This window comes from Flavobacterium sp., assembly GCF_020217025.1.
In the GTDB taxonomy this organism is placed as follows: Bacteria; Bacteroidota; Bacteroidia; order Flavobacteriales; family Flavobacteriaceae; genus Flavobacterium.
This window is the reverse complement of sequence record NZ_JAIWOF010000020.1, coordinates 1-10,000: the sequence shown is the minus strand read 5'-3', so window position 1 is coordinate 10,000 and position 10,000 is coordinate 1. Positions and strand designations below refer to the sequence as shown.

Here is a 10,000-nt window from a genome sequence, read left to right as displayed (position 1 = left end):
TGTTTACACGTGCTATCGAATTGTTTTGTAAACTATCATTTTTACGTTGTAAATAACCTAATTCTAAAAAAACCTTGGTCGAATCTCCTCGTCCTACAAAAGCACCATATTCGGTAAAGCGCTGACTCAATGCAGAAAACGTATTCGTAGCTTTTATTTTTTCCGAATTGTCTTCCAGGTTTAAAGTAGCGCCAATCCAATTTTGGTTGATTTTGTAAGAAGTACGATTTTGACTTCTTGTAAACTTTGATTCCGAAGCTGTTGCATCACTTTTCATAGCGCTCGAATTACTCCAAATCATCCAGTTTTTTGAAGCATATCTTCCAGACAACGTATGCTTATTTCCAGAAAAAGCATCGCCAAAAGTCAAATTTTCAAACTGATACAGTGCTTTTCCTTTGTTATTAAAATTGAAATCCAATCCCGAAGTTACAATACTTTGATTACCCAATGGTGTTGCCGAAATGTTCCAATCTCTATTGAATTCAATGTTGTATAAACGCTCAATTGTTTTGAAATTTTCCTGCACAAATTGAAAATTCGTAAAAGCATCCATTTTTATGGATTTGTCGATAAGACGTTGCTTGCCATTAAATTTTCCAGCAAAACCCTTATTGTTATTGTCATCAATAGCAGAATATAAATTTCGGTCGTTATTACTCAATGCCATTTCGAAATCCAAATTTGTTTTTTCAGTTGGATTATATTTTCCAAACATAGTGGCCATTTGAATTTTTGTTGGTGCAATCAATCGGATAATCGGTTCATAATTTCCTTGCGGAACACCTGCAATTGGAGCAATGTATTCGTAAATTTTTCCAACAGCTTGATTATTCGATAAAATATAATTCCCAAGATTATTCCCAACCAAAGAAAACGTTACATTGTATAAAATATCGGTTGGATTGTTCGAATATTCAAACACTTCAACTGGTCCAACAAACACTTTTTTATACAGAATTTTATTTTCAGAATAGCTATCCAAATAGGCTGATTCGCTAATCATGGCTGAAGTATCATCTCCTGCGGCTTGTAAAACATCAATTTGTTCCGAAGATAAATTTTGTTGCAAAGGCTGGTTTTTAACATCACTTTCCGAATAAACATAACCACCAATTTGCCAATTTTCTCGCTCGTGCGAAATTCCGCCATACGTGATAAATCGTGTATAATTTCTATCGGTGTATTGATATTCAACATTGATTCTCATTTCGGAAGTAATCGGAAATAAAGAAGTGAAGATAATTTCTCCGGCATTGTAATCGATGATGTAATCGTTGTTTTCACCACGAGTTTTCAAAATTCCGTTGACATAAACGCGTTCCGAACCTGAAATTACTAAAACGTACAACTCGTTATTGTTGCCTCGCAATTTATACGGACCTTGATTTCCTTCTTGTCCAATGAACGAACTTCGAGCATATTGTCCACGAACCAAAGCACCAGATGCAATGACTTCGGTTTTTTTATCAGGTGTTCCAAAGGTGAAGCGAGTGGCTAAACCTTGTACTTTTTTGTTGAAATTCAAGAAAGCTGATTTTCTATTTTCCAGAAATAAATCACCCGCTCGAATGTTCCATTTATCCGAAAATAATTCGATGAAAATTTGGTCAAACTCATCCAGTTTTTGCGAATAACCACCTTCTTGTAACGGAATATTACTGTCTTGGATGGATGCACGCAAACTTACTTTCTCCGAAATCTTTCCTGTGATTTGCAAATCTAAATTCGAGTTCACCACCGTATTTTGATTGTTTCCAACCGTAACGCCACGTGTAATACTTCCCGAAGTATTCAATCCATCGAAAGGTTTGAATTTAGTGTTTTTGTCTTTTTTGAAAACGACTAATTTTCCCGCTTCGTTCGAAACTACTTTGTCGTCATCGTAAATAGAGTAAGTTTTGGTTAAAAATTCCGGAAATTTCGAATAGCGAACAATTAGAGAGTCAGAAGTGTTGATTTCTTTGGTGAAAACTACCGTTCCTTTTTGGAAATTTACTTTGTAAAAACTCGTGTCAATGACTTTCCCATTTTTGTCTTTGATTTCAAAAAAGGAATTGTTTAAACTGAATTTCTCTATCGAAATCGTATCTTTTAAAAACGCAATTTTTTTAGTTGGATACGATTGCAACGTTTCCTGAGCAAAACCGCTCAAAAAACACAACAGGAATCCCGCTAAAAAAACAATTTTTTGCATAAATACTATAACTCCGAATCTTCAAAAGTAGTATTTATTGTTGGAAAAAAGGAATGATTTTGTTTGAACCGCAGATTCACAGATTTTTTTAAATAGTAATCTGCGAATCTGCGGTGAAAACTATTCCTTCGTAATCACCTGCATCGTTTCTCTCGAAATCTGACGTAACAATACTGTTTTGTTTGTTTCAACTACTTTAGCAGCGTTTTCATCAAAATGTCTGATGGTGTACAACGATACATTTTCGTTATACGAAACTTTGAATTTTTTAGCCAAAACTTTTCGCAATTCTTCAAAAGTGTTATATTTGTCTTCAATACAAACCGAGAAACTAATTGCCGTATTTTGAATTAAATTTACTTTGATTTTGTATTTCGAAAACAAAGCAAATATCTCACTAATGTGATTTTCCATGATAAAATCGAAATCAATTGACGATAACGATAATAACAATTGGTTTTTCTTTACGATAAAACAAGACGTTTTCGGTTCTAAATCTAAACCTCTTGAAATTCTTGTTCCTGCTAACGTTGGATTTATAAACGATTTTACATACAACGGAATTTCCTTTTTCTGTAAAGGTTGTAAGGTTTTTGGGTGAATTACCGAAGCTCCATAAAAGGCTAATTCAATCGCTTCTCTGTATGAAATTTGGTTCAATAAAACCGCATTTTCAAAATATCTTGGATCGGCATTTAAAACTCCAGGAACGTCTTTCCAAATGGTAACACTTTCCGCACCTAAACAATACGCAAAAATCGCAGCCGTATAATCCGAACCTTCGCGACCTAAAGTAGTCGTAAAATTATTTTCATCTGAACCTAAAAATCCTTGTGTAATGTTCAAAGTTTTCTTTTTAACGCCTTTTGAAATCAATTTTTGAGTGGTTTCCCAATCTACTTGCGCATCACGGTAATTGTTGTCGGTTTTGATTAATGGGCGAACATCAATCCAATTGTTTTTTAAGCCGCTATAATTGAAATAATGACTTACAATGGTAGTAGAAACTAATTCTCCAATACTCACCACTTGGTCGTAAACAAAGCTGTAATTTGGCGATTTGTTGCTGCGAATGAAATATTCTAAATCGTCAAAATGTGCGTTGACATCAAAAAACACATCGTGCTCTTCGTCTTCAAATAAGTCTAATAAAATTTGGTTGTGGTACTTGCGAACTTCCTGAAGCGAGGCATGCAATTCTTTCGATTTATCAAAGTAATTTTTGATGACTACTTCCAAAGCATTCGTGGTTTTTCCCATGGCAGAAATTACCAACAAAACATCTTCGTGTCCTACCGTGTTTAAAACATGTAATACGTTTTTTACGCCTTCGGCATCTTTAACCGATGCACCTCCAAATTTAAAAATTTTCATTTTGAAGAATTATATAGTTGTGTTTAAAAATTGTTCAATTCCTTTGTCGTCCATATGTACCACACGCCAATCGCCTAAAACTTTAGCACCCGATTTTTCATAGAAATCGATGGCTGGTGTGTTCCAATCTAAAACGTTCCATTCGATTCGACGGACATTTTCGACTTTTCCTTGTTTAATGATTTCTTTGTAAAGCGCAAATCCGGCACCTGTTCCGCGTTTGTTTTCTTTTACGATTAAATCTTCTAAATGAATGGTTTTTCCTTTCCAAGTGGAATAACGATAATAGTACAAAGCCATTCCGATTATCTCGTTTTCAACTTCGGCAACAAAACACTGAAAAAGCGGATTTTCTGAAAAACCGTCGCCAACCAAATCGTCAACGGTAACCACTACAGCATTAGGTTCTTTTTCAAAAGTGGCTAATTCCTGAATCAATTCTAAAACCGAAGGCATGTCGTTTTTTGTGGCTTTTCTGATAATCATTTTTTCAAATTTTTTACAAAAGTAAAATTAACTTAAACATCTTTTCAAATTAATTCTATCATTTCACAAATTTACCGATATTTGTGCCTTAAACACAACTACATCATTTTCATAATGGAAGAAAGAAATAGAACCTTAGGCGAATTTATCATTGAACATCAAAATTCGTTTCAGTACTCAACAGGAGAATTATCTCGAATCATCAACTCTATCCGATTAGCCGCGAAAGTGGTAAATTACAAAGTAAACAAAGCCGGATTAGTAGATATCGTAGGTGCTGCTGGAGAACAAAATATTCAAGGAGAAGACCAACAAAAATTAGACGTTTACGCAAACGAAGTTTTCATTCAAACCTTAATCAATCGTGAGATTGTTTGCGGAATTGCTTCGGAAGAAAATGATGATTTCATTACTGTCGCAGGTTCGGATAATTCACACAATAACAAATACGTGGTTTTGATGGATCCATTAGATGGTTCTTCGAATATTGATGTGAATGTTTCAGTTGGAACAATTTTCTCCGTTTTCAGAAGAATTACACCCGTTGGAACTCCAGTAACTATTGAAGATTTCTTGCAACCAGGTGTGAATCAAGTAGCTGCAGGTTATGTGATTTATGGAACTTCAACCATGTTAGTATATACGACAGGTGATGGTGTAAACGGATTTACGTTAAACCCAGCTATCGGAACGTTCTATTTGTCGCATCCTGATATGAAATATTCGGAAGACGGAAAAATTTACTCAATTAACGAAGGGAATTACGTTCATTTTCCTCAAGGAGTGAAAGATTACATCAAATATTGCCAGTTAGAAGAAGGAGATAGACCTTATACTTCTCGTTATATTGGAAGTTTAGTTTCTGATTTTCACAGAAACATGATTAAAGGCGGAATTTATTTATATCCAACCAGTTCAAAAGCACCAAACGGAAAATTACGTTTGTTATACGAATGCAATCCAATGGCATTCATAGCCGAACAAGCAGGCGGAAAAGCTTCTGACGGTTACAAAAGAATCATGGAAATTCAACCAACTGAGTTACACCAACGCGTTCCGTTCTTCTGCGGAAGTAAAAACATGGTAGAAAAAGCAGAAGAGTTTATGGCGAAAGCGAAGTAAATTTCTGAAATACATAAAATCAAAAAAGCACAAATTCGAATGAGTTTGTGCTTTTGTATTTTAAAACAGGTTGAATTATCTGTTCATGTGTTGCATTTCGTAAGTGAACGTGTCTAAATCTACGTTCATATCTACTAATTTTAAAGCTTTATCTACGATATAACCTACGTTTCCTGCAGTAAATCCTAATGCTAAAGCGAATTTTTTAAGTAATTCGTGTTCTTTTTCACCTAAAACATGTTCGTCTGCATATACCATTCTTGATAAATCATATAAACGTTCTAAACGATGTGTATGCAATAAAGGCGGATTTACAGGGTATTTTAAAGGATTTTCTAAAATTTCTTCATATTCTGCTTGAGAAATTTCTAATTTGATAGCTAATTTGTCTAAAAAATATTTTTCTTCTGGACCAATAATTCCGTCAGACAAAGCTACTCTTACAATTGCTGAAAAATGACCTTTGTTTCTGTTTCTAAAACCGCTATCGAATAAATCTGAAATTGACATGTTGTTTGTTTTTTTATATTAGAGCAAAATTACACAAAAAATCTATTTTTTTACAACAATTTCACATGCTTTTGTGATGTAGAATTTGGTAACATAAAAAAATAAATCGTAAGTTTGAAAATCCCCAAATAAATTGTAGTTATGTCAGAATTTTGGATGTATTTTAATATTGGTCTTAAGCATGTGTTAGATATTAATGCCTACGACCACGTTTTGTTTTTGATAGCTTTAATGGTACCGTACGCTTTTAAAGACTGGAAAAACGTTTTTGTTTTGGTATCACTTTTTACTTTAGGTCACACCTTAGCTTTGCTATTATCGGTTTATGGCGTGGTTCAAATTCAAGCCAGTTTGGTCGAGTTTTTAATTCCAATAACCATCTTAATAACGGCCGTTTTTCATCTTTTTACGGCTGGAAAATCATCTAAAAATGAAAGTATAACCTTCGTGGCAATTGTAACTTTGTTTTTCGGAATCATTCACGGACTAGGTTTTTCAAATTACTTTAAAACAATTTTACCCGGAACTGCTTCTGATAAATTGTTACCGTTGTTAGAATTTGCATTAGGAATTGAAGCAGCACAAATGATAGTGGTGTTAGTAGTATTAATTATTTCTTACGTAGTGCAAACTTTTTTCCGTTTTTCAAAAAGAGATTGGGCTTTAGTTATGTCAGCATTTATAATTGGCGTAGTTTTGCCGATGATTATTGAAAGCGAAATTTGGAACCGATAATGAAGAAAGAAAAAAGAGCAAAATACGATAAGGCTTATTTACGAATTGCTAAAGAATGGGGTAATTTGTCGTATTGCCAACGAAAAAAAGTTGGGGCGATTATCGTAAAAGGTAAAATGATTATTTCCGATGGGTACAATGGAACACCGTCAGGTTTTGAAAATTGTTGCGAAGACGATGATAATGTAACCAAATGGTACGTGCTTCACGCCGAAGCGAATGCCATTTTAAAAGTCGCGCGTTCTACGCAATCTTGTGAAGATGCCACGTTATATATTACACTTTCGCCTTGTAAAGATTGTAGCAAATTAATTCATCAATCTGGAATTAAAAGAGTGGTGTATCATCAAGAATATAAAGATACTTCAGGTGTTGATTTTCTTAGAAAAGCAGGTGTTGAGGTGGAATTAATCGAAGATTTGAGCTAAATGAAAATGAATAAAGTATATTTTCCAATAGTAATCGCAGTGGCTGTTGCGGTGGGTTTGTTATTGGGAAGTAAACTCAATCCTTCTACAGAAACAGCTTTCTTAAACCGAAATGCCAATAAAAATAAGCTTAACAAACTTATCGATTTCATCGAAAAAGAATATGTAGACAGTTTAAATACCGATTCTATTGTCGATTTAACCGTAAACGGAATTCTCGAAAAATTGGATCCACACTCCGTTTATATTCCCAAAAGTCAATTAGAAGCAGTCGAACAAGAAATGCGAGGTAATTTTGTTGGAATTGGTATCAATTTCTACATGTATAACGATTCCTTAGCTGTTATAAAACCTATTGTGAACGGACCTTCAGAAAAAGCGGGTTTGAAATCGGGCGACCGAATTCTTTTTGCTGATAAATTACAATTGTACAACAAAAAATTAGAAACCGATTCGTTGTTTTCTATCTTAAAAGGCGAACAAGGTTCTAATGTAAAACTAACCGTTTACCGAAAATCCGAAAAAAAGAAATTCGCCGTAAACGTTACCCGTGATGTTATTCCAATTAAGAGTATTGATGCTGTTCAAATGGTGGATAAAGCTACTGGTTATATCAAAATCAATCGCTTTGCCGAAAAAACCTATGACGAATTTTTATCGGGTTTAACCCAATTGAAAAAAGAAGGTGCCAATCATATTATCATTGATTTGCGTGATAATGGCGGAGGTTATTTGGAATCAGCCGTTGCAATTGCAGATGAATTCTTGAAAAACAAAGAATTAATCGTTAAGACAAAAAACAAAAAAGATAAAATCGAAAGTACACTAGCAACCGAGAAAGGTATTTTTGAAACGGGCAAAGTCAGTATTTTAATCAATGAAAACAGTGCTTCAGCAAGCGAAATTTTAGCAGGAGCTATTCAAGATAACGACAGAGGTTTGGTTTTCGGAAGACGTTCTTTCGGAAAAGGATTAGTACAACGCGAAATGCCATTAGGCGACGGTTCGGCAGTACGATTAACCATTGCTAGATATTACACGCCATCAGGTCGTTCAATTCAAAAACCTTATGGAGATAAAGGTGAAAACTATTTTAACGAATTCGACAAGCGCTTCGAAAGTGGTGAATTATACGAAAAAGACAAAATTAAAATCGCCGATAGTTTAAAATTCAAAACTAAAAAAGGCCGCATCGTGTATGGCGGCGGCGGAATTATGCCCGACATTTTTGTTCCGCTAGAAGATTCTCACGGAGCAGAGGGTTTAACCATGTTGATGCAATCGGGATTAGTGAATTATTTTGTGTTTGAACAATTGGATCAAAACCGCAAAAAGTTCGAAAAAATCTCAATGGAAGCCTTGGAAAAAGAATTGCGTTCTGGAAATTATTTCAATAACTTCAAGGCTTACATGGCAAAAGGCGGTTTGCTTTTTAATTTAGATAGTCAAAAAGAAAAAGTATTGTTTTATCTTCAAGCAGAATTTGTACGCCAACTGTTTAACGAAAACGCGTATTACCAATTGATTTTAACGAAAGACAATATGGTGAATAAGGTTTTGAGTAAGTAAAACATGAAAATTTATTATCTTCTCTTTATATTTCTAATCTTAGGTTGCGCTTCTTCTAATAAAGTTAGCGATTCTGATATTGTTGGAAAATATTCTTATAAAGGAGTTTATGGAGTAGGATCAGACATTGAATTTAAAGAAGATAAAACATTTACCTATACTTGGGTTACTGGATTGTTAAATGGAACAACAGAAGGAACTTGGGCAGTTTCTGGTAAAAAGATTATTCTGGATAGTGACAGAAAGAAATCGGATGTTATTAAATTTAAAATTTTAGAAAATTCAGAGAATAGTTTAGATTTTTATAAGCTTAAATTTTTAGATGATAATAAAGATATTCTTCCAAAGGTTATTTGTTTGTTCTTGAAAGAATCTGGCGAAATGAAAGAGTTAGATGCTAATTTTGATGGAGAATTACGAGTTTCAAAGAATGAAGATTTTCAAAAAGTTAGGTTTATATTCTTAGGATTTCAAGAGTTTGAAATCAAAAAAGAGGATTTAAAAGGGAATGTTACTTTAATGATGTTTCAAAAAGAAACCTATTATCAATATTTTGAAAACGAAGTAATGATTTTCAAAGGAGATAAAATCTACACCGATTTAATCAAAAAGACAAGACATGTGAAAAATGATTTTTTCACAAAAATGGATTAATTATTTCCCCAAAGCATCATGCACCTGCACAGGATTTCCGTTATTCCACAACGTTAAAATGTCCGTTGCTACAGAAGCACCACTACCAGCGGCAATACTTAATTGACTTCTGTGTCCGGCTAAAACTCCAGCTGCATAAATACCTTCGGTAACCAAATGGTCGGTGTTTTTTAATTGGATTCTGTTTTTCTCAGGAGCAGCTTTTTGATGTGGCATTACAAACGATTCCAAACCTTCAATCGTAAAAGGATTTCCAGCACCAATAGCAATCACCACTATTTTAGCTTGAAGAGAAGATTTGTTGGTAGTAACTATGAAATTTCCAGCTTCACCAGAAATAGAAAGCACTTTTTCACCATGAAATTGTTGCACGTGCGGATAAGATTGGGTTAAGTGTTCCAAACTTTCTTCTAACAATTCACTGCCTAATTTCCCTGCAGGAATTCCGTAAGCGTTATTAAAAATGGCATTTTGTAGTGAAGACGCTTTTTGATGTGCTACAATCGCAATCTTTTTATCCATTGCAAATGGTTTGTTTTGGGCTGAACCCAAAATCAAAGCACATGAAACGCCTGAAACTCCAGCGCCAATAATTAAAACGTCAACCATTACTGTCTAGTTTTTTCTTCAATCATTTTTGAAAAACGCAATAATACTAATAATAGGATTGCGCAAATTCCAGCAACTACACCAATAATAGCAATTGTACTATTGCCTTCAAAGGGATTGCTATAATCAATTTGAAGAAGGTTAAAAACAATTAACGCTAAAGCAATGGCAACTGCCACATAAGTAAAAATTTTCATTTTGTATATTCTCTAAATAAATAATCCTTTAACATTCGCAGCGAACAATTTTACAGCTATCGCCAATAAAATTACGCCAAATATTTTACGAATCACGCCTAATCCGTTAACACCTAATA

Annotated in this window: 10 protein-coding genes and 2 pseudogenes; 5 read left to right on the top strand and 7 right to left on the bottom strand. The window is 34.1% G+C overall.

All coding sequences use genetic code 11. The features are described from left to right. From LDL23_RS00865 to LDL23_RS00855, 3 genes and pseudogenes are all read right to left on the bottom strand, one after another. A pseudogene (locus LDL23_RS00865) lies at positions 1-2,197 on the bottom strand (hypothetical protein); the annotation flags it as partial. A 120-nt stretch (positions 2,198-2,317) separates the two neighbouring features. After that, complete coding sequence (locus LDL23_RS00860; RefSeq protein WP_291264013.1) at positions 2,318-3,571, bottom strand: aspartate kinase; 1,254 nt, start codon at positions 3,569-3,571, stop codon at positions 2,318-2,320. A 9-nt stretch (positions 3,572-3,580) separates the two neighbouring features. Further along, a complete protein-coding gene (locus tag LDL23_RS00855) occupies positions 3,581-4,057 on the bottom strand; it encodes a GNAT family N-acetyltransferase (RefSeq protein WP_291264012.1) in 477 nt (158 codons plus the stop codon). A gap of 114 nt (positions 4,058-4,171) precedes the next feature. Here LDL23_RS00855 and fbp point away from each other — a divergent pair, with 114 nt between their 5' ends. Continuing rightward, positions 4,172-5,179 carry a class 1 fructose-bisphosphatase gene (gene fbp / locus LDL23_RS00850; protein WP_026725996.1) on the top strand — a complete coding sequence of 336 codons (1,008 nt, stop codon included), beginning with the start codon at positions 4,172-4,174 and terminating at the stop codon, positions 5,177-5,179. A gap of 75 nt (positions 5,180-5,254) precedes the next feature. Here fbp and LDL23_RS00845 read toward each other — a convergent pair whose 3' ends face one another. Continuing rightward, positions 5,255-5,689, bottom strand: coding sequence for a TerB family tellurite resistance protein (locus LDL23_RS00845; RefSeq protein WP_194094086.1), 435 nt, complete (start codon positions 5,687-5,689; stop codon positions 5,255-5,257). Positions 5,690-5,830: 141 nt separating this feature from the next. On the opposite strand from LDL23_RS00845, the gene LDL23_RS00840 reads away from it, so the two are divergent. The 4 genes from LDL23_RS00840 to LDL23_RS00825 are packed head-to-tail and all read left to right on the top strand — an operon-like array spanning position 5,831 to position 9,075. Beyond that, a complete protein-coding gene (locus tag LDL23_RS00840) occupies positions 5,831-6,424 on the top strand; it encodes a HupE/UreJ family protein (protein WP_291264011.1) in 594 nt (197 codons plus the stop codon). Then, entirely contained in the window at positions 6,424-6,852 is a 429-nt protein-coding gene (locus LDL23_RS00835) for a dCMP deaminase family protein (RefSeq protein WP_291264010.1), read from the top strand. Before LDL23_RS00840 ends, LDL23_RS00835 begins: the two co-directional genes overlap by 1 nt. Continuing rightward, on the top strand, positions 6,853-8,421 hold the full coding sequence (locus tag LDL23_RS00830) for a S41 family peptidase (protein WP_291264009.1): 1,569 nt from the start codon (positions 6,853-6,855) through the stop codon (positions 8,419-8,421). 3 nt (positions 8,422-8,424) lie between these two features. Beyond that, complete coding sequence (locus LDL23_RS00825) at positions 8,425-9,075, top strand: hypothetical protein (protein ID WP_291264008.1); 651 nt, start codon at positions 8,425-8,427, stop codon at positions 9,073-9,075. Here LDL23_RS00825 and LDL23_RS00820 read toward each other — a convergent pair whose 3' ends face one another. The 3 genes and pseudogenes from LDL23_RS00820 to LDL23_RS00810 all read right to left on the bottom strand — a co-directional run. Then, a complete protein-coding gene (locus LDL23_RS00820) occupies positions 9,076-9,684 on the bottom strand; it encodes an FAD-dependent oxidoreductase (RefSeq protein WP_291264007.1) in 609 nt (202 codons plus the stop codon). Next, positions 9,684-9,881, bottom strand: coding sequence for a hypothetical protein (locus tag LDL23_RS00815; RefSeq protein WP_291264006.1), 198 nt, complete (start codon positions 9,879-9,881; stop codon positions 9,684-9,686). The genes LDL23_RS00820 and LDL23_RS00815 overlap by 1 nt, the downstream gene beginning before the upstream one ends. A gap of 12 nt (positions 9,882-9,893) precedes the next feature. Beyond that, positions 9,894-10,000, bottom strand: a pseudogene (locus tag LDL23_RS00810) (MarC family protein); the annotation flags it as partial.

Coding starts and splice junctions, on each gene's coding strand:
- LDL23_RS00815 (WP_291264006.1), bottom strand. CDS start 9,881: ATGAAAATTTTTACTTATGTGGCAGTTGCCATTGCTTTAGCGTTAATT.
- LDL23_RS00840 (WP_291264011.1), top strand. CDS start 5,831: ATGTCAGAATTTTGGATGTATTTTAATATTGGTCTTAAGCATGTGTTA.
- LDL23_RS00820 (WP_291264007.1), bottom strand. CDS start 9,684: ATGGTTGACGTTTTAATTATTGGCGCTGGAGTTTCAGGCGTTTCATGT.
- LDL23_RS00825 (WP_291264008.1), top strand. CDS start 8,425: ATGAAAATTTATTATCTTCTCTTTATATTTCTAATCTTAGGTTGCGCT.
- LDL23_RS00830 (WP_291264009.1), top strand. CDS start 6,853: ATGAAAATGAATAAAGTATATTTTCCAATAGTAATCGCAGTGGCTGTT.
- fbp (WP_026725996.1), top strand. CDS start 4,172: ATGGAAGAAAGAAATAGAACCTTAGGCGAATTTATCATTGAACATCAA.
- LDL23_RS00845 (WP_194094086.1), bottom strand. CDS start 5,689: ATGTCAATTTCAGATTTATTCGATAGCGGTTTTAGAAACAGAAACAAA.
- LDL23_RS00855 (WP_291264012.1), bottom strand. CDS start 4,057: ATGATTATCAGAAAAGCCACAAAAAACGACATGCCTTCGGTTTTAGAA.
- LDL23_RS00835 (WP_291264010.1), top strand. CDS start 6,424: ATGAAGAAAGAAAAAAGAGCAAAATACGATAAGGCTTATTTACGAATT.
- LDL23_RS00860 (WP_291264013.1), bottom strand. CDS start 3,571: ATGAAAATTTTTAAATTTGGAGGTGCATCGGTTAAAGATGCCGAAGGC.